Annotated in this window: 21 protein-coding genes; 20 read left to right on the forward strand and 1 reads right to left on the reverse strand. The window is 59.3% G+C overall.

Annotated features, from left to right (window positions below; genetic code table 11):
* Positions 1 to 196 precede the first annotated feature (196 nt).
* The 5 genes from ABVM99_RS14540 to ABVM99_RS14560 all read left to right on the forward strand — a co-directional run bounded on the left by ABVM99_RS14540 (position 197) and on the right by ABVM99_RS14560 (position 6014).
* Complete coding sequence (locus ABVM99_RS14540) at positions 197 to 1333, forward strand: porin OmpC (RefSeq protein WP_023195163.1); 1137 nt, start codon at positions 197 to 199, stop codon at positions 1331 to 1333.
* A 114-nt stretch (positions 1334 to 1447) separates the two neighbouring features.
* Positions 1448 to 2500, forward strand: a complete 1053-nt coding sequence (gene apbE / locus ABVM99_RS14545) for an FAD:protein FMN transferase ApbE (RefSeq protein ID WP_052938212.1) — start codon at positions 1448 to 1450, stop codon at positions 2498 to 2500.
* 80 nt (positions 2501 to 2580) lie between these two features.
* Positions 2581 to 3642, forward strand: coding sequence for a bifunctional DNA-binding transcriptional regulator/O6-methylguanine-DNA methyltransferase Ada (gene ada, locus ABVM99_RS14550; RefSeq protein ID WP_031623111.1), 1062 nt, complete (start codon positions 2581 to 2583; stop codon positions 3640 to 3642).
* 2 nt (positions 3643 to 3644) lie between these two features.
* A complete protein-coding gene (gene alkB / locus ABVM99_RS14555) occupies positions 3645 to 4295 on the forward strand; it encodes a DNA oxidative demethylase AlkB (protein ID WP_000884991.1) in 651 nt (216 codons plus the stop codon).
* A 75-nt stretch (positions 4296 to 4370) separates the two neighbouring features.
* Complete coding sequence (locus ABVM99_RS14560) at positions 4371 to 6014, forward strand: multidrug ABC transporter permease/ATP-binding protein (protein WP_000421584.1); 1644 nt, start codon at positions 4371 to 4373, stop codon at positions 6012 to 6014.
* A gap of 208 nt (positions 6015 to 6222) precedes the next feature.
* On the opposite strand, the gene eco is transcribed toward ABVM99_RS14560, so the two are convergent.
* Positions 6223 to 6717 (reverse strand): serine protease inhibitor ecotin, encoded by a 495-nt coding sequence (gene eco, locus ABVM99_RS14565; protein WP_023195460.1) that lies wholly within the window; start codon positions 6715 to 6717, stop codon positions 6223 to 6225.
* A gap of 413 nt (positions 6718 to 7130) precedes the next feature.
* Here eco and napF point away from each other — a divergent pair, with 413 nt between their 5' ends.
* The 15 genes from napF (at position 7131) to ABVM99_RS14640 (ending at position 19383) form a co-directional block, all read left to right on the forward strand.
* Positions 7131 to 7622, forward strand: a complete 492-nt coding sequence (napF, locus tag ABVM99_RS14570; protein WP_000228069.1) for a ferredoxin-type protein NapF — start codon at positions 7131 to 7133, stop codon at positions 7620 to 7622.
* Positions 7612 to 7875, forward strand: a complete 264-nt coding sequence (gene napD / locus ABVM99_RS14575; protein WP_001260058.1) for a chaperone NapD — start codon at positions 7612 to 7614, stop codon at positions 7873 to 7875. Before napF ends, napD begins: the two co-directional genes overlap by 11 nt.
* On the forward strand, positions 7872 to 10358 hold the full coding sequence (gene napA, locus ABVM99_RS14580; RefSeq protein ID WP_000778097.1) for a nitrate reductase catalytic subunit NapA: 2487 nt from the start codon (positions 7872 to 7874) through the stop codon (positions 10356 to 10358). Before napD ends, napA begins: the two co-directional genes overlap by 4 nt.
* Positions 10359 to 10364: 6 nt before the next feature.
* A complete protein-coding gene (napG, locus tag ABVM99_RS14585; RefSeq protein WP_000091679.1) occupies positions 10365 to 11060 on the forward strand; it encodes a ferredoxin-type protein NapG in 696 nt (231 codons plus the stop codon).
* Positions 11047 to 11916 carry a quinol dehydrogenase ferredoxin subunit NapH gene (napH, locus tag ABVM99_RS14590; RefSeq protein WP_000013532.1) on the forward strand — a complete coding sequence of 290 codons (870 nt, stop codon included), beginning with the start codon at positions 11047 to 11049 and terminating at the stop codon, positions 11914 to 11916. The genes napG and napH overlap by 14 nt, the downstream gene beginning before the upstream one ends.
* Before the next feature lie 115 nt (positions 11917 to 12031).
* Positions 12032 to 12481: a nitrate reductase cytochrome c-type subunit gene (napB, locus tag ABVM99_RS14595; protein WP_000835182.1), complete on the forward strand. Its 450-nt coding sequence runs from the start codon at positions 12032 to 12034 to the stop codon at positions 12479 to 12481.
* Between the two features lie 9 nt (positions 12482 to 12490).
* Complete coding sequence (napC, locus tag ABVM99_RS14600; RefSeq protein ID WP_000431778.1) at positions 12491 to 13093, forward strand: cytochrome c-type protein NapC; 603 nt, start codon at positions 12491 to 12493, stop codon at positions 13091 to 13093.
* Positions 13094 to 13113: 20 nt separating this feature from the next.
* Positions 13114 to 13731 (forward strand): cytochrome c biogenesis heme-transporting ATPase CcmA, encoded by a 618-nt coding sequence (ccmA, locus tag ABVM99_RS14605; RefSeq protein WP_046735901.1) that lies wholly within the window; start codon positions 13114 to 13116, stop codon positions 13729 to 13731.
* On the forward strand, positions 13728 to 14387 hold the full coding sequence (gene ccmB, locus ABVM99_RS14610; RefSeq protein ID WP_023194942.1) for a heme exporter protein CcmB: 660 nt from the start codon (positions 13728 to 13730) through the stop codon (positions 14385 to 14387). The genes ccmA and ccmB overlap by 4 nt, the downstream gene beginning before the upstream one ends.
* A gap of 51 nt (positions 14388 to 14438) precedes the next feature.
* Positions 14439 to 15176, forward strand: coding sequence for a heme ABC transporter permease (locus ABVM99_RS14615; protein ID WP_000265996.1), 738 nt, complete (start codon positions 14439 to 14441; stop codon positions 15174 to 15176).
* Positions 15173 to 15385: a heme exporter protein CcmD gene (gene ccmD / locus ABVM99_RS14620; protein WP_000074110.1), complete on the forward strand. Its 213-nt coding sequence runs from the start codon at positions 15173 to 15175 to the stop codon at positions 15383 to 15385. The genes ABVM99_RS14615 and ccmD overlap by 4 nt, the downstream gene beginning before the upstream one ends.
* Positions 15382 to 15861, forward strand: coding sequence for a cytochrome c maturation protein CcmE (gene ccmE, locus ABVM99_RS14625; protein ID WP_023194941.1), 480 nt, complete (start codon positions 15382 to 15384; stop codon positions 15859 to 15861). The genes ccmD and ccmE overlap by 4 nt, the downstream gene beginning before the upstream one ends.
* Positions 15858 to 17789, forward strand: coding sequence for a heme lyase CcmF/NrfE family subunit (locus ABVM99_RS14630; protein WP_023194940.1), 1932 nt, complete (start codon positions 15858 to 15860; stop codon positions 17787 to 17789). The genes ccmE and ABVM99_RS14630 overlap by 4 nt, the downstream gene beginning before the upstream one ends.
* On the forward strand, positions 17786 to 18343 hold the full coding sequence (dsbE, locus tag ABVM99_RS14635; RefSeq protein WP_000828299.1) for a thiol:disulfide interchange protein DsbE: 558 nt from the start codon (positions 17786 to 17788) through the stop codon (positions 18341 to 18343). Before ABVM99_RS14630 ends, dsbE begins: the two co-directional genes overlap by 4 nt.
* Positions 18340 to 19383, forward strand: a complete 1044-nt coding sequence (locus tag ABVM99_RS14640) for a cytochrome c-type biogenesis protein CcmH (protein ID WP_079810445.1) — start codon at positions 18340 to 18342, stop codon at positions 19381 to 19383. Before dsbE ends, ABVM99_RS14640 begins: the two co-directional genes overlap by 4 nt.
* Positions 19384 to 19424 lie beyond the last annotated feature (41 nt).

Genomic DNA, 19424 nt, shown 5'->3' on the forward strand with positions numbered 1-19424 from the left:
TAAAAAAGTTCCGTAAAATTCATATTTTGAAACATCTATGTAGATAACTGTAACATCTTAAAAGTTTTAGTATCATATTCGTGTTGGATTATTCTGTATTTTTGCGGAGAATGGACTTGCCGACTGGTTAATGAGGGTTAACCAGTAAGCAGTGGCATAAAAAAGCAATAAAGGCATATAACAGAGGGTTAATAACATGAAAGTTAAAGTACTGTCCCTCCTGGTACCAGCTCTGCTGGTGGCGGGCGCAGCGAATGCGGCTGAAATTTATAATAAAGACGGCAACAAATTAGACCTGTTTGGTAAAGTTGATGGCCTGCACTACTTCTCTGACGACAAAGGCAGCGACGGCGACCAGACCTACATGCGTATCGGCTTCAAAGGCGAAACGCAGGTTAACGATCAGCTGACCGGTTATGGCCAGTGGGAATATCAGATTCAGGGCAACCAGACTGAAGGCAGCAACGACTCCTGGACGCGTGTGGCGTTTGCGGGTCTGAAATTCGCTGATGCAGGTTCCTTCGATTATGGTCGTAACTACGGCGTAACCTATGACGTGACCTCCTGGACCGACGTTCTGCCGGAGTTCGGCGGCGACACCTACGGCGCTGACAACTTTATGCAGCAGCGTGGTAACGGCTATGCTACCTACCGTAACACCGACTTCTTCGGCCTGGTGGATGGTCTGGACTTCGCGTTACAGTATCAGGGCAAAAACGGCAGCGTGAGCGGTGAAAACACCAACGGTCGCAGCCTGCTGAACCAGAACGGCGACGGTTACGGCGGATCGCTGACTTATGCAATCGGCGAAGGCTTCTCTGTCGGTGGCGCTATCACCACGTCTAAACGTACTGCCGATCAGAACAACACAGCTGACGCTCGCCTGTATGGTAACGGCGATCGCGCTACGGTCTACACCGGCGGCCTGAAATACGATGCGAACAACATCTATCTGGCAGCGCAGTATTCTCAGACCTATAACGCAACCCGTTTTGGTACCTCTAACGGCAACAATAAGTCCACCTCTTACGGTTTTGCCAACAAAGCGCAGAACTTTGAAGTGGTTGCTCAGTACCAGTTCGACTTTGGTCTGCGTCCGTCTGTGGCTTACCTGCAGTCTAAAGGTAAGGACATCAGCAACGGCTACGGCGCCAGCTATGGCGACCAGGACATCGTAAAATATGTTGATGTCGGCGCGACTTACTACTTCAACAAAAACATGTCCACCTATGTTGATTACAAAATCAACCTGCTGGATAAAAACGACTTTACCCGCGATGCGGGCATCAACACCGACGACATCGTAGCGCTGGGTCTGGTTTACCAGTTCTAATCAGCAAAAGATGTTGCTAAAGGGCCTGCGGGCCCTTTTTTCATGCCTGATTCCGGCGTACAAATACGACGTTTTGATATACGCTTGCGTCCATTCGAATGAGGATAAACAGCGATGAAAATGACTTTTTGCCGGGCCGTGTGTCTGGCGGCGGCTTTTTTACTTATGGGCTGCGATGAGGCTCCCGAAACGACAACAGCGTCACCTGCCGCTCAGGTGCTGGAAGGTAAAACGATGGGGACCCTCTGGCGGGTGAGCGTGGTTGGTATCGATGCGAAACGCGCCGCAGAGTTACAGACTAAAATCCAGACTCAGCTTGATGCTGATGATTGGTTGCTTTCTACCTATAAAAATAACTCCGCGCTGATGCGTTTTAACCATTCACGCAGTCTTGCGCCCTGGCCGGTCAGCGAAGCCATGGCGGATATCGTGACCTCGGCGCTGCGTATTGGCGCGAAGACGGATGGCGCGATGGATATCACCGTGGGCCCGCTGGTCAATCTGTGGGGGTTTGGACCGGATCGGCAGCCGCTGCATATCCCAACACCAGCACAAATCGATGCGGCAAAAGCGAAAACAGGCCTGCAACATTTGCAGGTTATCGACAGGGCTGGACATCAGTTTTTGCAAAAAGATCTGCCGGATCTTTATGTTGATCTCTCCACGGTCGGGGAGGGCTATGCGGCGGATCATCTGGCGCGTCTGATGGAGCAGGAGGGCATTGCGCGTTATCTGGTCTCGGTGGGCGGCGCATTAAGCAGTCGCGGGATGAATGCGCAGGGGCAGCCGTGGCGCGTCGCGATTCAGAAGCCGACCGACCGGGAAAATGCGGTGCAGGCGATTGTGGATATCAACGGGCATGGCATCAGCACCTCCGGCAGCTACCGCAACTATTATGAGCTGGATGGCAAGCGTATCTCGCACGTTATCGATCCGCAAACGGGGCGCCCCATTGAACACAATCTGGTATCGGTTACGGTTATCGCGCCAACGGCGCTGGAAGCGGACGGCTGGGACACCGGCCTGATGGTGCTTGGTACGCAAAAGGCGCAAGAGGTCGTGCGGCGGGAAGGGCTGGCGGTCTTTATGATCATGAAAGAAGGTGAAGGCTTTAAAACCTGGATGTCGCCGCAGTTCAAAACGTTCCTGGTGAGCGATAAGAATTAAAACGCAAGATTACGGGTTTTTGTGGGCGGATTTACGGACACACTGCATGTAAGCAAGCACTATGCTTAATGAAGGAGTCTATGATGAAAAAAGCGTTACTTACCGATGATGAATGCTGGCTGCGGGTGCAGGCGCGCGATGCCAGCGCGGATGGGCGTTTCGTTTTTGCGGTGCGAACTACCGGCGTTTTTTGCCGCCCTTCTTGTCGCTCGAAGCGGGCATTACGTAAAAATGTTCGCTTTTTTGCCAACGCGCAGCAGGCGCTGGACGCCGGTTTTCGCCCCTGCAAGCGCTGTCAGCCGGATAATGCGCGCGCGCAGCAACGGCGGTTGGATAAGATTGCCTGCGCCTGCCGTTTACTTGAGCAGGAGACGCCGGTAACGCTGGCGTCTCTGGCGCAGGCGGTGGCGATGAGCCCGTTTCATCTGCACCGTTTGTTTAAAGCGAGCACCGGTATGACGCCGAAAGGGTGGCAGCAGGCGTGGCGCGCCCGGCGGCTGCGTGAGGCGTTGGCGAAAGGAGAGCAGATCACGGCGGCTATTTACCGCGCCGGCTTCCCGGATAGCAGTAGCTACTATCGTCATGCCGACCAGACGCTGGGCATGACGGCAAAACAGTTTCGCAAAGGCGGCGATAATGTCTCCGTTCGCTATGCGCTGACGGACTGGGTTTACGGACGGTGCCTGGTGGCGGAGAGCGAGCGGGGGATTTGCGCGATTCTCCCCGGTGATAGCGACGACGCGCTACTGGCTGAATTACACACCCTTTTCCCGGCGGCCCGCCACGAACCTGCTGACGCGCCTTTTCAGCAACGGGTGCGGCAGGTTGTCGCGGCTATCAACACACGCGATTTGCTGCTCTCGTTGCCGCTGGATATTCAGGGAACCGCGTTTCAACAGCAGGTCTGGCAGGCGTTATGCGCAATTCCCTGCGGCGAAACCGTAAGCTATCAACAGCTTGCCGCGACTATCGGCAAACCCGCGGCGGTACGCGCGGTCGCCAGCGCGTGCGGCGCGAATAAACTGGCGATGGTGATCCCGTGTCATCGGGTCGTGCGTCGCGATGGCGCGCTCTCCGGTTATCGTTGGGGCGTGCGTCGAAAAGCGCAGCTATTAAAGCGAGAAGCGCAAAAAGAGGAGTAGCAATGCTGGATCTATTTGCTGATGAAGCGCCCTGGCAAGAGCCCCTGGCGCCTGGCGCGGTGGTGTTGCGCCGCTTTGCGTTTCGCGCGGCGCAGTCGCTATTAGACGATATCGGTTTTGTCGCCAGTCAGTCTCCGTTTCGTCAGATGGTGACGCCGGGCGGCTACACCATGTCGGTGGCGATGACCAACTGCGGCGCGTTAGGGTGGACTACCGATCGTCACGGTTATTGTTATGCCGTGCGCGATCCGTTGACCGATAAACCCTGGCCTGCGCTGCCGTTATCGTTTGCCAGCGTATGTCGTCAGGCGGCAATCGCGGCAGGGTATGCGAGCTTCCAACCGGACGCCTGCCTGATCAATCGCTACGCGCCCGGCGCTAAACTGTCGCTGCATCAGGATAAAGACGAGCCGGATCTGCGCGCGCCTATCGTCTCAGTTTCGTTGGGGGTGCCGGCGGTTTTTCAGTTTGGCGGCCTGCGTCGCAGCGATCCGCTCCAGCGGATCTTACTGGAGCATGGCGATATCGTGGTCTGGGGCGGCGAGTCCCGGCTGTTTTATCACGGCATCCAGCCGCTTAAAGCGGGCTTTCATCCCATGACCGGTGAATTTCGTTACAATCTCACCTTCCGTCAGGCGGCTGAAAAAGAATAAAAATAAGAATTATTATTGCTGTGCGGGTGGAGTTAGTTAAACTGCGGGCTGTTATTATCGGTCCGGGTTGTATGCATGGAACTTCTTATTCTTGTCTGGCGGCAGTACCGCTGGCCATTTATTAGCGTGATGGCGCTGAGCCTCGCCAGCGCGGCGCTGGGGATTGGCCTGATCGCGTTTATCAATCAGCGCCTGATTGAAACGGTGGACACCACCGTCATGGTGCTGCCGGAATTTCTCGGTCTGCTCCTGTTGCTAATGGTCGTCACATTAGGTTCCCAACTGGCGCTCACCACTCTGGGACACCATTTCGTTTACCGCCTGCGCAGCGAATTTATCAAGCGCATTCTGGATACGCACGTTGAACGCATTGAGCAACTGGGCAGCGCCTCTTTACTGGCCGGTCTGACCAGCGATATTCGCAATATTACTATCGCCTTTGTGCGTCTGCCTGAGCTGGTGCAGGGCATTATCCTCACCGTCGGCTCGGCGGCGTATCTGGCGATGCTATCGACAAAAATGCTGCTGGTTACGGCTATCTGGATGGCGGTCACTATCTGGGGCGGATTCGTGCTGGTGGCGCGGGTTTACCAGCATATGGCGACCCTGCGCGAGACCGAAGATAAGCTGTACAACGACTATCAGACGGTGTTGGAAGGACGCAAAGAGCTGACGCTAAACCGCGAGCGTGCGGAGCAGATTTTTCAGCAATGCTATATTCCGGACGCCAAAGAGTACCGTCATCACATTATCCGTGCCGATACTTTTCATCTGAGCGCCGTCAACTGGTCGAATATCATGATGCTGGGGGCGATAGGCCTGGTCTTCTGGATGGCGAATAGTCTCGGCTGGGCGGATACCAACGTCGCGGCGACCTATTCACTGACGTTGCTGTTCCTGCGCACGCCGCTGCTGTCTGCGGTGGGGGCGTTGCCAACGCTACTGACCGCCCAGGTGGCGTTTAATAAACTGAATAAATTCGCGCTCGCCCCGTATAAGCCTGATTTTCCGCAGCCGAAAGCCTTTCCCGACTGGAAGACGCTGGAGCTGCGCAACGTGGTTTTTCACTATCAGGATAACGCGTTTTCCGTGGGGCCCATCAACCTGACGATTCACCGCGGCGAACTGCTGTTTTTAATTGGCGGCAACGGTAGCGGGAAATCGACGCTGGCCATGTTATTGACCGGTTTATACCAGCCGCAATCGGGAACGATTTTACTTGACGGTCAACCTATTGCCGCCGGGCAGCCGGAAGATTATCGCAAACTGTTTTCTGCGGTGTTCACCGATGTGTGGTTATTCGACCGCCTGCTGGGGCCGCAGGGGAAACCCGCCAATCCCGCGCTGGTCGAAAAGTGGCTTGAGCACCTGAAAATGACGCACAAGCTGGAGCTAAACGATGGGCGCATTTTGAATCTTAAACTGTCGAAAGGGCAAAAAAAGCGCATTGCGCTGCTGCTGGCGCTGGCGGAAGAGCGCGATATTATTTTGCTGGATGAGTGGGCCGCCGATCAGGACCCGCATTTCCGCCGGGAATTTTATCAGGTACTGTTGCCGTTAATGCAGGAAATGGGCAAAACCATTTTCGCCATCAGCCATGATGATCACTATTTTATTCACGCCGATCGTCTGCTTGAAATGCGTAACGGACAGCTAACCGAACTCACCGGCGACGAACGTGACGCCGCCTCGCGTGATGCGGTTGCGCGTACTGCGTAATGGACTATGGCGCCGGATGAACCACCTGATGGCAGCCCTACGTTCGCACGCGGGTAGGCCTGATAAAATGCCACGCGTCGCCACCAGGCATCGGGGTATTTTTTGCGGCGGACGAGCGGGGCTCCAGACGTGTTTTAAAAAGAACCCCGGAGCGCTGCGTGAGTCGGCGTGTTCAGATGCCCGGTAAGTGTGACCGGGCAGCGTAACATTATCGCGCGACGGCGTTCTGTACGTTAGCGTCCGCTTTCCAGATGCGGTATTTCACGTCCACATTCGCTGGGGTATACACCACGATCGGCAGCTTGCTGTTGTAGCGCAGCATCCCGTCTTCACCCAGCCAGGCGGTGACGAATTTTTGCTCTTTCTTACCTTCAGGGCAGGCCATCATGGTTGATACCGGAGAGGTGACGTTATCAAAGACATAATAGTCATAGCCCCAGCCTTCCAGCGTTTTTGTTTCCAGCGTGCCGCCGAGGCGATGCTGGTTACAATCCACATTCAGCGTTTGGCCAATCAACAGTTCCACTTTGAGGGTAGATTCATCCTGCTGAGGGGCAAGGGTTATCACTTGCCGCTTCATTCCTTTTTCCGCCTGCGGATAGGGGGCGATTTTCTCCAGCGGCTGGGCGGTATCGCTATTGTTAGCCCAGGCAGAGGCGCTGGCGAGGGCGGCGAAGACGACGGCAGGGACAAACATCTTCATTTGATTGTTCACAGTATTTCCTTTCTGCTGTTTTCGGTATGCACGGGCAACAGATTAACACATTCATATTATCTATTAATCTGTATTTACTCATATTTTCAAGATTATTAATAAAATAGCGTCTTTTTATATAGTGGAATATTCTGATATTGATAATGTAAATGAAATTATCAGCTATTAGTGGTTTTCGTTATATAAATATCTATATAACTCATTGAAATGTGAGAAAAAGCACGTTTACGGGTCTTTACCCGGCACTCTTTTGATCCGGCAACAGCATTTACCTCTATCGGGGTATGCATCTCTTACACATCCTGAAATATCTTATTTACAAAAACAACTACTCATAAATTGTACGGTTTTTATTGGTATTCACTCCCTATGGAAGCGTGTCGTTATGGAAGGGCGATATCATGGTTGATTTATCCCGTCGAAGCATGTTGACCGGCAGTTGGCGCAACGCCAGCAATGGGATTCTTCCGCCGTGGGCCAGAGAAACAACCTATTTTCTCGCACATTGTCTGCGTTGCGACGCCTGCATCCAGGCGTGTGAGGCCGACATCCTGCAGCGAGGGGCGGGGGGATATCCGAGCGTAGATTTCAAACGGGGCGAGTGCAGCTTTTGTTATGCCTGTGCGCAGGCCTGTACTGAATCGCTTTTTCTTCCGCGCCACACCAGGGCCTGGGATCTGATTTTTACGCTCACGGAAAACTGCCTCGCCAGGCAATCGGTTGAATGCCATCGCTGCCAGGACAGTTGTGAACCTATGGCCATTACCTTTCGTCCCACGCTATCCGGCATTTACCAGCCGCAGCTTGACTCGCAGGCCTGTAACGGATGCGGGGCGTGTGTGGCTATCTGTCCCGTGTCAGCCATCAAAGCGGAGAACCACCATGCGCACTAACTGGCAGGTCTGTAGCCTGGTCGTGCAGGCCAAAAGTCAGAACATCGCCGCCATTGGCACACAGTTGAACACGTTGCCGGGTTGCGAAGTCGCGTTAAGCGACGTTGAAAGCGGGCAACTGATCGTGGTGGCGGAAGCAGATCAGAGTGAAACGCTGATGCAAACAATTGAGTCAGTACGCAATGTCGAGGGCGTACTGGCGGTGTCGCTGGTTTATCACCAGCAGGATGAGCAAGGTGAGGAAACACCATGAAACTCAGTCGTCGTAGCTTTATGAAAGCTAACGCCGTTGCGGCCGCTGCGGCGGCTGCCGGTCTGAGCGTGCCGGGCGTCGCCCGCGCCGTTGTCGGGCAGCAGGAAGCCATCAAATGGGATAAAGCGCCGTGCCGTTTTTGCGGAACGGGGTGCGGTGTGTTAGTGGGCACGCAGCAGGGCCGTGTGGTCGCCTGTCAGGGCGACCCCGACGCGCCGGTCAACCGTGGTCTGAACTGCATTAAAGGCTACTTCCTGCCCAAAATCATGTACGGCAAAGATCGTCTGACGCAGCCGATGCTGCGCATGAAAGACGGCAGCTATCACAAAGACGGCGAGTTTACGCCGGTGAGCTGGGAACAGGCCTTCGATGTGATGGAAGAGAAGTTTAAAACCTCCCTGAAAGAGAAAGGACCAGAAGCGATCGGCATGTTTGGGTCGGGTCAATGGACCATCTGGGAAGGCTATGCCGCCGCGAAACTGTTCAAGGCTGGTTTCCGCTCTAACAACATTGACCCGAACGCGCGTCACTGCATGGCCTCGGCGGTGGTGGGCTTTATGCGTACCTTTGGCATGGATGAACCGATGGGCTGCTACGACGATATTGAGCAGGCCGATGCGTTTGTGCTGTGGGGTTCCAACATGGCGGAGATGCACCCGATTTTATGGTCGCGCATCACTAACCGCCGTTTGTCCGACCCGAATGTGAAAGTCGCTGTCCTCTCCACCTTCCAGCACCGTAGCTTTGAGCTGGCGGACAACGGTATTGTCTTTACCCCGCAAAGCGATCTGGTGATCCTTAACTATATCGCGAATTACATTATTCAGAACAACGCGGTAAATCAGGATTTCTTCACAAAGCATGTGAACCTGCGTAAAGGGGCGACGGATATCGGCTACGGCTTACGCCCGACGCACCCGCTGGAAAAAGCGGCGAAGAATCCGGGCTCCGATGCTTCCGAGCCGATGAGCTTCGACGAGTATAAAGCCTTCGTGGCGGAATATACGCTGGACAAGACCGCTGAAATGACCGGCGTGCCGAAAGATCAACTGGAACAGTTGGCACAGCTCTACGCCGATCCGAATAAGCGCGTGATCTCTTACTGGACGATGGGTTTTAACCAGCATACCCGCGGCGTGTGGGCGAATAACCTGGTTTACAACCTCCATCTGCTGACCGGAAAAATCTCCCAGCCTGGCTGCGGTCCTTTCTCGCTGACCGGCCAGCCTTCCGCCTGCGGTACGGCGCGTGAAGTGGGAACCTTCTCACACCGTCTGCCCGCAGACATGGTCGTGACGAACGAAAAACACCGTGATATCTGCGAAAAACACTGGCAGATCCCCGCTGGCACTATCCCGGCAAAAGTGGGTTTACATGCGGTGGCGCAGGATCGCGCGTTGAAAGACGGCAAGCTGAACGTCTACTGGGTAATGTGTAATAACAATATGCAGGCCGGGCCGAACATCAATGAAGATCGGATGCCGGGCTGGCGCGATCCGCGTAACTTTATCATTGTCTCCGATCCTTACCCGACGGTGAGCGCGCTGTCTGCGGATCTGATCCTGCCGACCGCCATGTGGGTTGAGAAAGAAGGCGCTTACGGCAACGCCGAACGCCGCACGCAGTTCTGGCGTCAGCAAATTAAAGCGCCGGGCGAAGCTAAATCCGACCTCTGGCAACTGGTGCAGTTCTCCCGTCGTTTTAAAACCGAGGAGGTCTGGCCGGAGGCGTTGCTGGCCCAGAAGCCGGAGCTGCGCGGTAAAACGCTGTATGACGTTCTGTTCGCCACGCCGGCGGTCAGCAAATTCCCGCTGAGCGAGCTGAAAGAGGATCAGTTAAACGATGAGTCTCGTGAGCTGGGCTTCTATCTGCAAAAAGGACTGTTTGAAGAATACGCCTGGTTTGGACGTGGCCACGGGCACGATCTGGCGCCGTTCGACGATTACCACAACGCGCGCGGTCTGCGCTGGCCGGTCGTCGAAGGCAAAGAGACGCAATGGCGTTACAGCGAAGGCAACGACCCGTATGTAAAAGCGGGGGAAGGGTACAAATTCTACGGTAAACCGGATGGCAAAGCGGTGATCTTCGCGCTGCCATTTGAACCTGCGGCGGAGTCGCCGGACAACGAGTACGATCTGTGGCTTTCCACCGGTCGCGTGCTGGAACACTGGCATACCGGCAGTATGACGCGCCGCGTGCCTGAATTGCATCGCGCCTTCCCGGAAGCGGTGGTCTTTATTCACCCGCTGGATGCGAAAGCGCGCGATCTGCGTCGCGGAGATAAGGTTAAAGTGTCGTCCCGCCGCGGCGAAGTGATTTCGATTGTCGAAACACGTGGACGTAACCGTCCGCCGCAGGGACTGGTGTATATGCCGTTCTTCGATGCCGCTCAGCTAGTGAACAACCTGACGCTGGATGCGACGGACCCGCTCTCTAAAGAGACGGACTTCAAGAAGTGCGCCGTTAAGCTGGCGAAGGTGTAACGCGTTATGTCCCGTACAGCGAAACCCCAAAATGGCCGCCGCCGCTTCCTGCGTGATGTTGTGCGCACTGCGGGCGGGCTGGCGGCGGTTGGCGTGGCGCTGGGCTTGCAACAGCAAACCGCGCGCGCAACGGGCGTGCGGCTGCGTCCGCCTGGCGCGCTGAATGAAAATGTCTTCGCCAGCGCCTGTGTGCGCTGCGGGCAGTGCGTTCAGGCGTGTCCATACGACACGCTAAAACTGGCGACGCTGGCCTCCGGGCTATCGGCAGGCACGCCCTATTTCGTCGCTCGCGACATCCCCTGCGAAATGTGTGAAGACATTCCGTGCGCCAAAGTCTGCCCCAGCGGGGCGCTGAATAAAGATATCGCCTCCATTGATGACTCGCGTATGGGGCTGGCGGTGCTGCTGGATCAGGAAAACTGCCTCAACTTTCAGGGGCTGCGCTGCGACGTTTGCTACCGCGAATGCCCGAAAATCGATGAGGCCATCACGCTGGAGCTGGATCGCAACATGCGCACTGGCAAACATGCGCGCTTTCTGCCCACCGTACACAGCGACGCCTGTACCGGCTGCGGCAAATGCGAAAAAGTCTGCGTACTGGAGCAACCAGCGATAAAAGTGTTGCCGTTGTCATTGGCGAAAGGGGAGTTAGGACACCATTACCGCTTCGGCTGGCTGGAGGGGAAAGATGGCAAATCGTAAACGCGACGCCGGGCGAGAAGCGCGGGCGAAAAAAGGCTGGTGGCGTAGCCACCGTTGGCTGGTGTTACGCCGTATCAGCCAGTTTATGGTGCTGGGGATGTTTCTCAGCGGCCCGTGGCTGGGCTTTTGGGTTTTGCATGGCAACTACAGCAGTAGTTTGCTGTTCGATACCCTCCCGTTGACCGATCCGCTGATTACCCTGGAAAGTCTCGCCAGTGGGCATCTTCCCGCTACCGTGGCGCTGACGGGAGCAGTGATTATCGCTGTGCTGTATGCGCTGGCGGGAAAGCGATTATTTTGCAGTTGGGTTTGCCCGCTAAACCCCGTTACCGATTTGGCTAACTGGATGCGCAGGAAATTTGACCTGAACCAGTCTGCGACGATTCCACGCCATATACGGTACGTCCTTCTGGTGGTGGTGTTAATCGGTTCGGCCTTGACCGGCACGCTGCTGTGGGAATGGATTAATCCCGTGTCGCTGTTAGGCCGTAGTCTGGTTATGGGATTTAGTAGCGGCGCGTTGCTGATTATTGCTTTGTTTTTATTTGATTTATTAGTCGTTGAGCACGGTTGGTGCGGTCATATTTGCCCGATGGGCGCGCTGTATGGCGTGCTGGGCAGTAAAGGCGTAGTGACCGTGACGGCCAAAAAACGTGAGAAATGTAATCGCTGTATGGATTGTTTTCATGTTTGCCCGGAACCGCATGTGCTACGTGCGCCGGTGCTGGATGAGCAAAGCCCGGCGCAGGTCACTCACCGCGACTGCATGACCTGCGGTCGCTGCGTGGATGTCTGTTCTGAGGATGTTTTTACAATAACGATACACAACATCATTCGGGATGCATCGCGGCGGTAAGCGAGGAAATCCCCAGGAGCATAGATAACGATGTGACTGGGATTTTGGAGCGCAGCCAACAAAGAGGCAGCTCGAAGGATGAAGTGTAAATGCGATGGAGTTCGGGAGCGAAACAATGAAAAGCCATGACCTGATGAAAGCGCTGTGTCAATGGATGGCCACGCTTGCCCTGGTGGTAAGTGGTGCGGTTTGGGCGGCAAACGGAGTGGATCTGAGCCAGTCGCCGGAAGTATCCGGGACGCAGGAAGGGGCGATTCGTATGCCGAAAGAGCAGGAACGTATGCCGCTAAATTACGTCAACCAGCCGCCGATGATCCCGCACAGCGTCGAGGGCTACCAGGTGACGACCAATACCAACCGCTGTCTGCAATGCCACGGCGTGGAAAGTTATCGTACGACGGGCGCGCCGCGTATCAGTCCGACGCACTTTATGGACAGCGACGGTAAAGTGTCGGGCAACGTCGCGCCGCGTCGTTATTTCTGCCTGCAGTGCCACGTACCGCAGTCTGATACCGCGCCGATTATCGACAATACCTTTACCCCCTCGCAAGGTTACGGGAAATAAGAGGTCATTATGGAAAATTCTAACCGTAAACCCGGCTGGATAAAGCGCGTCTGGCGATGGTGGCGCAGCCCCAGCCGCCTGGCGTTGGGGACGCTGCTGTTAATCGGTTTTATCGGCGGCATCATCTTCTGGGGCGGCTTCAATACCGGAATGGAAAAAGCTAACACCGAAGAGTTTTGTATTAGCTGCCATGAAATGCGCAACACGGTGTATGAGGAGTATATGGAAACCGTCCACTACAACAACCGTAGCGGCGTTCGTGCCACCTGTCCTGACTGCCATGTGCCGCATGAGTGGGGGCCGAAGATGATCCGTAAGATCAAAGCCAGTAAAGAGCTGTATGCGAAGGTATTTGGGCTGATAGATACACCGCAGAAATTTGAAGCTCATCGCCTGACAATGGCACAAAATGAGTGGCGGCGCATGAAAGACAACAACTCGCAGGAATGCCGTAACTGCCACAATTTCGACTTTATGGATCTGACCGCGCAAAAAGGCGTCGCGGCGAAAATGCACGATCAGGCGGTAAAAGATGGACAGACCTGTATCGATTGCCACAAAGGGATCGCGCATAAACTGCCGGATATGCGTGATGTTAAACCAGGTTTCTGACAGGACGTTGATGAGTGGGAATGCTTGAAGCCAGAGATCTGTACTGCGAGCGGGACGAGAGGACGCTGTTTCGCGGGCTGTCGTTCACCGTGGAGGCCGGGGAGTGGGTGCAGGTCACCGGCGGCAACGGCGCCGGAAAAACCACCCTGCTGCGCCTGCTGACCGGGCTGGCGCGCCCGGACGGCGGGGAGGTGTACTGGCAGGGCGAGCCCCTGCGCCGCGTGCGCGACAGCTTCCATCGCAGTCTGCTGTGGATAGGGCACCAGCCGGGGATTAAATCCCGCCTGACGGCGCGGGAGAACCTGCACTTCTTCCACCCCGGTGACGGCGCGCGCCTCCCGGAGGCGCTGGCGCAGGCCGGGCTGGCGGGATTTGAGGACGTGCCGGTCGCCCGGCTCTCGGCCGGGCAGCAGCGCCGGGTGGCGCTGGCCCGCCTGTGGCTGACCCGCGCCGCGCTGTGGGTGCTCGACGAGCCGTTCACCGCCATTGACGTTAACGGCGTGGCGCGCCTCACCCGGCGGATGGCGGCACACACGGCGCAGGGCGGGATGGTCATTCTCACCACCCACCAGCCGCTGCCGGGGACCGCGGACACCGTCCGCCGCCTGGCGCTGACCGGCGGGGGGGCCGGGCTGTGATGTGGCGTGTCTTCTGTCTCGAGCTGCGCGTGGCGTTCCGCCACGGCGCGGACATCGCCGGCCCGCTGTGGTTCTTCCTGATGGTCATCACCCTGTTTCCGTTAAGCGTCGGGCCGCAGCCGCAGCTGCTGGCGCGTATCGCGCCGGGCATCATCCAGGTGGCGGCGCTGCTGGCCTCGCTGCTGGCGCTGGAGCGGCTGTTTCGCGACGACCTGCAGGACGGCAGCCTGGAGCAGCTGATGCTGCTGCCGGTGCCGCTGCCGGCGGTGGTGCTGGCGAAGGTGCTGGCCCACTGGGCGGTGACCGGCCTGCCGCTGATGATGCTCTCCCCGCTGGTGGCGCTGCTGCTGGGGATGGACGTGTACGGCTGGAAAATCATGGCGCTGACGCTGCTGCTCGGCACGCCGGCGCTGGGGTTTCTCGCCGCGCCGGGCGTTGCGCTGACGGCCGGCCTGCGGCGCGGCGGCGTCCTGCTGGGCATTCTGGTGCTGCCGCTGAGTGTTCCGGTGCTGATTTTCGCCGCTGCGGCGATGGACGCGGCATCGATGCATTTACCCGCTGACGGCTATCTGGCGGTGCTGGGGGCGCTGCTGGCGGGCAGCGCGACGTTAAGCCCGTTCGCCACCGCGGCGGCGCTGCGCATCAGTACGCAGTAGCGCCCCGGCACGACGGACATTTTACTGGTTTCAGGAGGTCAGGTGACGACTATGTGGAAAACCCTTCATCAGCTGGCGGCGCCGCCCCGGCTGTATCAGATTTGCGGCAGGCTCGTGCCGTGGCTGGCGGCGGCCGGCATCATCGCGCTGGCCACCGGCTGGGTCCGGGGCTTTGGTTTCGCCCCGGCGGACTACCAGCAGGGGGAGGGCTACCGCATTATGTACCTGCATGTCCCGGCGGCCATCTGGTCAATGGGTATCTATGCGGCGATGGCGGTGGCGGCGTTTACCGGGCTGGTCTGGCAGATGAAAATGGCCAGCCTTGCCGTCGCGGCGATGGCGCCGGTGGGGGCGGTGTACACCTTCATCGCGCTGGTCACCGGCGCGGCGTGGGGCAAACCGATGTGGGGCACCTGGTGGGTGTGGGACGCGCGCCTGACCTCGGAGCTGGTGCTGCTGTTTCTCTACGCCGGGGTCATCGCCCTGTGGCACGCCTTTGACGACCGTAAAATGGCCGGGCGCGCGGCGGGCATTCTGGTGCTGGTCGGCGTGGTGAACCTGCCGGTTATCCACTATTCCGTCGAGTGGTGGAACACCCTGCACCAGGGCTCGACGCGGATGCAGCAGAGCATCGACCCGGCGATGCGCTCGCCGCTGCGCTGGGCCATCGCCGGCTACCTGCTGCTCTTTATGACGCTGGCGCTGATGCGGATGCGCAACCTGATTTTACTGATGGAAAAACGCCGCCCGTGGGTGAGCGAACTGATACTGAAAAGGGGGCACCGGTGAGTCCGGCATTTTCATCGTGGAGCGATTTTTTCGCCATGGGCGGGTACGCCTTTTTTGTCTGGCTGGCGGTGGCGATGACCGTGGCGCCGCTGGCGCTGCTGGCGCTGCACACGGTGCTGCAGCGCCGGGCCATTCTGCGCGGCGTGGCGCAGCAGCGGGCGCGCGAGGCGCGGATGCGTGCCGCACAGGCGCAACAGGAGGCCGCGTGAACCTGCGACGTAAAAACCGGTTACGGGTGGTCTGCGCGGTGCTGGCGGGCCTGGGGCTGACCACCGCCCTGGTCCTGTACGCGCTGCGCGCGAATATCGACCTGTTCTATACCCCCGGCGAAATCCTCTACGGCAAGCGCGAGACGCAGCAGCTGCCGGCGGTGGGCCAGCGCCTGCGCGTCGGCGGGATGGTGATGCCCGGCAGCGTCAGGCGCGACCCGGACTCGCTGAAGGTGAACTTCAGCCTCTACGACGCCGAAGGGTCGGTGACGGTGAGCTATGAGGGGATACTGCCGGACCTGTTCCGCGAGGGGCAGGGGGTGGTGGTGCAGGGCACCCTGGAGAAGGGCAACCACGTTCTGGCGCACGAGGTGCTGGCCAAGCATGACGAGAACTACACCCCGCCGGAAGTGGAAAAGGCGATGCAGGAAAACCACCGCCGCCCGCAACGCGCTGATAAGGACACCTCATCATGATGCCTGAATACGGCCACGCACTGCTGTGCCTGGCGCTCGGCGTGGCGCTGCTGCTGTCCGTTTACCCGCTGTGGGGCGTGGCGCGCGGCGACGCGCGGATGATGGCGTCGGCCGGGGTGTTCGCCTGGCTGCTGTTCATCTGCGTGGCGGGCGCGTTTTTCGTGCTGGTGCACGCCTTTGTGGTTAACGACTTCACCGTGGCCTATGTCGCCGGCAACTCGAACACGCAGCTGCCGGTGTGGTACCGGGTGGCCGCCACCTGGGGAGCGCACGAGGGCTCGCTGCTGCTGTGGGTGCTGCTGATGAGCGGCTGGACCCTGGCGGTGGCGGTGTTCAGCCGGCGGGTGCCGGCGGATATCGTCGCCCGGGTGCTGGCGGTGATGGGGATGGTCTGCGCCGGTTTTCTGGCGTTCATCCTGTTCACCTCCGGCCCGTTCGCCCGCACGCTGCCGGCCTTTCCGGTGGAGGGGCGCGACCTGAACCCGCTGCTGCAGGACCCGGGGCTGATTTTCCACCCGCCGCTGCTGTACATGGGCTATGTCGGCTTCTCGGTGGCCTTCGCCTTCGCCATCGCCGCGCTGCTGAGCGGGCGTCTGGACAGCGCGTTCACCCGTTTTGCCCGCCCGTGGACGCTGGCGGCGTGGGTGTTCCTGACGCTGGGCATCGTGCTCGGCTCGGCGTGGGCCTACTACGAGCTGGGCTGGGGCGGCTGGTGGTTCTGGGACCCGGTGGAGAACGCCTCCTTTATGCCGTGGCTGGCGGGTACCGCCCTGCTGCACTCGCTGGCGGTCACGGAACAGCGCGCCGGCTTTAAGGCGTGGACGCTGCTGCTGTCCATCTGCGCCTTCTCGCTGTGCCTGCTGGGCACCTTCCTGGTGCGCTCCGGGGTGCTGGTGTCGGTGCACGCCTTCGCCTCCGACCCGGCGCGCGGAATGTTTATCCTCGCCTTTATGGTGCTGGTCACCGGCGGCTCGCTGCTGCTGTTCGCCGTGCGCGGGCACAGGGTGCGTTCGCGGGTGAACAACACGCTGTGGTCGCGCGAGTCGCTGCTGCTCGGCAACAACGTCCTGCTGATGGCCGCCATGCTGGTGGTGCTGCTGGGCACCCTGCTGCCGCTGGTGCACAAACAGCTGGGGCTGGGCAGCATTTCGGTGGGGGAGCCGTTCTTTAACACCATGTTCACCTGGCTGATGGTCCCCTTTGCCCTGCTGCTGGGGGTGGGGCCGCTGGTGCGCTGGGGCCGGGACCGGCCGCGTAACATCAGGAAACTGCTGCTCACCGCCCTGGTCTCCACCCTGGTGCTGTCGGTACTTTTGCCATGGCTGCTGGAAGATAAAATCATCGCCATGACGGCGGTGGGGATGGCGATGGCCTGCTGGATTGCGGTGCTGGCGGTGGCCGAAGCCGTACAGCGCGTGTCCCGCGGCACGAAAACCTCTCTCAGCTACTGGGGAATGGTGGCGGCGCACCTCGGGCTGGCGGTGACGATTACCGGCATCGCCTTCAGCCAGAATTACAGCGTGGAGCGTGACGTGCGGATGCGGGCGGGCGACAGCGTGACCATTCACGACTACCGCTTCACCTTCCGGGAGGTGCGGGACATCACCGGCCCCAACTACCGCGGCGGGGTGGCCCTCATCGGGGTGACGCGCCACGGCGAGCCGGAGGCGGTGCTGCACGCGGAGAAACGGCTCTACAACACCAGCCGGATGGTGATGACCGAGGCGGCGATTGACGGCGGGCTGACCCGCGACCTGTACGCCGCGCTCGGGGAGGAGCTGGACAACGGCGCGTGGGCCGTGCGCCTGTACTACAAACCGTTTGTCCGCTGGATATGGGCCGGGGGGCTGCTGATGGCGCTGGGCGGGCTGCTGTGCCTGGCGGACCCGCGCTACCGCCGCCGTAAACCATTGCCGGAGGCCGGATGAAACGCAACGTACTGTTATTACCGCTGCTGATTTTTCTGCTGATTGCCGCGGCGCTGCTGTGGCAGCTGGCGCGCAACGCGCAGGGGGATGACCCGACGAATCTCGAATCGGCACTGACCGGAAAGCCGGTGCCGGCGTTCCGCCTGGAATCGCTGGAGACGCCGGGTCAGTACTACCAGGCGGAGGTGCTGACGCAGGGGAAACCGGTGCTGCTTAACGTCTGGGCCACCTGGTGCCCGACCTGCCGCGCCGAGCATCAGTACCTGAACCGGCTGGCCGCGCAGGGTATCCGGGTGGTCGGGCTGAACTATAAGGATGACCGGGCGAAGGCGGTGGCCTGGTTAAAAGAACTGGGTAACCCGTATGCGCTGAGTTTATCGGACAGCGACGGGATGCTGGGGCTGGACCTGGGCGTGTACGGCGCGCCGGAAACCTTCCTCATCGACGGCAGGGGGATTATCCGCTACCGCCATGCGGGCGATTTGAATGCCCGGGTATGGGAAAGTGAACTGAAACCGCTGTGGGACAGATACAGCCGGGAGGCGGCGCAATGAGACTGTTACCGGGCATGGTGATGCTGATGCTGGCGCTGGTTATCGCCGGGTCAGCGCGGGCGACCACCGACGTGATGCCGTTTAAAGATGAAGCGCAGGAGCAGCAGTTCCGCCAGCTCACGGAGCAGCTGCGCTGCCCGAAATGCCAGAACAACAGCATTGCGGACTCGAACGCGATGATAGCCACCGACATGCGCCGCAGGGTGTATGACCTGATGCAGGAGGGGAAGAGCCGCCAGGAAATCATCGATTATATGGTGGCGCGCTACGGCAACTTTGTCACCTACGACCCGCCGCTGACCCCGCTGACGGTGCTGCTGTGGGTGCTGCCGCTGGCCGCCATCGTGGCGGGCGGGTGGATAATCGTCGCCCGCACGCGCCGGCGGGTGCGCCTGCGCCGGGAGCCGCTGCCGGCGGACACCCCGGTTTGCGGCGCGCGCGCCGGGTGGGGCGTTTACGTGCCGGGGGCCGTCATTGCGCTGGCGGTCGGCGCCGGCAGCTACGCCCTGACCGGCAGCTATCCGCAGGTGAGGGCCTGGCAGCAGGCGACGGCGCAGACGCCCGGGCTGCTGGCGCGGGCGCTGGACCCGCAGGCGCAGCCGCTGAATGAGGAGGAGATGGCGCGGCTGGCGCTGGGGCTGCGCACCCGCCTGCAGAATGATGCCGGCAATGTTGAGGGCTGGCTCATGCTGGGGCGCATTGGCATGGTACTGGGTAATGCCGGTACCGCCACCGGGGCCTATGCGAACGCGTACCGGCTGGACCCGAAAAACCGCGATGCGGCGCTGGGCTACGCGGAGGCGCTGACGCGCTCGTCCGACCCGGAGGATAACCGCCGTGGCGGGGAGCTGCTGCGCCGGCTGGTGAGCCGCGACCACACGGATATCCGGGTGTTAAGCCTGTATGCGTTCAGCGCCTTTGAGCAGCAGCGCTTTGGCGAGGCGGTGGCGGCCTGGGAGATGATGCTGAAGCTGCTGCCGGCGGGTGACGCCAGGCGGGCGGTGATAGAGCGCAGTATCCGGCTGGCGCAGGAGAAATAAGACCCTGACGGCCCGGTGGCGTGGCGCCACCGGGCCTGGCT

The sequence above is a fragment of the Salmonella sp. SJTUF15591 genome, from assembly GCF_043356435.1.
GTDB classification, from domain to species: Bacteria; Pseudomonadota; Gammaproteobacteria; order Enterobacterales; family Enterobacteriaceae; genus Salmonella; species Salmonella enterica.

Excerpts from the sequence above, each read along its gene's own strand:
- napB (WP_000835182.1), top strand. The coding sequence starts at position 12,032 with ATGAAAAGCCATGACCTGATGAAAGCGCTGTGTCAATGGATGGCCACG.
- napA (WP_000778097.1), top strand. The coding sequence starts at position 7,872 with ATGAAACTCAGTCGTCGTAGCTTTATGAAAGCTAACGCCGTTGCGGCC.
- napF (WP_000228069.1), top strand. The coding sequence starts at position 7,131 with ATGGTTGATTTATCCCGTCGAAGCATGTTGACCGGCAGTTGGCGCAAC.
- ABVM99_RS14630 (WP_023194940.1), top strand. The coding sequence starts at position 15,858 with ATGATGCCTGAATACGGCCACGCACTGCTGTGCCTGGCGCTCGGCGTG.
- ccmA (WP_046735901.1), top strand. The coding sequence starts at position 13,114 with ATGCTTGAAGCCAGAGATCTGTACTGCGAGCGGGACGAGAGGACGCTG.
- napG (WP_000091679.1), top strand. The coding sequence starts at position 10,365 with ATGTCCCGTACAGCGAAACCCCAAAATGGCCGCCGCCGCTTCCTGCGT.
- ABVM99_RS14540 (WP_023195163.1), top strand. The coding sequence starts at position 197 with ATGAAAGTTAAAGTACTGTCCCTCCTGGTACCAGCTCTGCTGGTGGCG.
- alkB (WP_000884991.1), top strand. The coding sequence starts at position 3,645 with ATGCTGGATCTATTTGCTGATGAAGCGCCCTGGCAAGAGCCCCTGGCG.
- ada (WP_031623111.1), top strand. The coding sequence starts at position 2,581 with ATGATGAAAAAAGCGTTACTTACCGATGATGAATGCTGGCTGCGGGTG.
- dsbE (WP_000828299.1), top strand. The coding sequence starts at position 17,786 with ATGAAACGCAACGTACTGTTATTACCGCTGCTGATTTTTCTGCTGATT.
- ABVM99_RS14640 (WP_079810445.1), top strand. The coding sequence starts at position 18,340 with ATGAGACTGTTACCGGGCATGGTGATGCTGATGCTGGCGCTGGTTATC.
- napH (WP_000013532.1), top strand. The coding sequence starts at position 11,047 with ATGGCAAATCGTAAACGCGACGCCGGGCGAGAAGCGCGGGCGAAAAAA.
- ABVM99_RS14560 (WP_000421584.1), top strand. The coding sequence starts at position 4,371 with ATGGAACTTCTTATTCTTGTCTGGCGGCAGTACCGCTGGCCATTTATT.
- napD (WP_001260058.1), top strand. The coding sequence starts at position 7,612 with ATGCGCACTAACTGGCAGGTCTGTAGCCTGGTCGTGCAGGCCAAAAGT.
- napC (WP_000431778.1), top strand. The coding sequence starts at position 12,491 with ATGGAAAATTCTAACCGTAAACCCGGCTGGATAAAGCGCGTCTGGCGA.
- apbE (WP_052938212.1), top strand. The coding sequence starts at position 1,448 with ATGAAAATGACTTTTTGCCGGGCCGTGTGTCTGGCGGCGGCTTTTTTA.
- ABVM99_RS14615 (WP_000265996.1), top strand. The coding sequence starts at position 14,439 with ATGTGGAAAACCCTTCATCAGCTGGCGGCGCCGCCCCGGCTGTATCAG.
- eco (WP_023195460.1), bottom strand. The coding sequence starts at position 6,717 with ATGAAGATGTTTGTCCCTGCCGTCGTCTTCGCCGCCCTCGCCAGCGCC.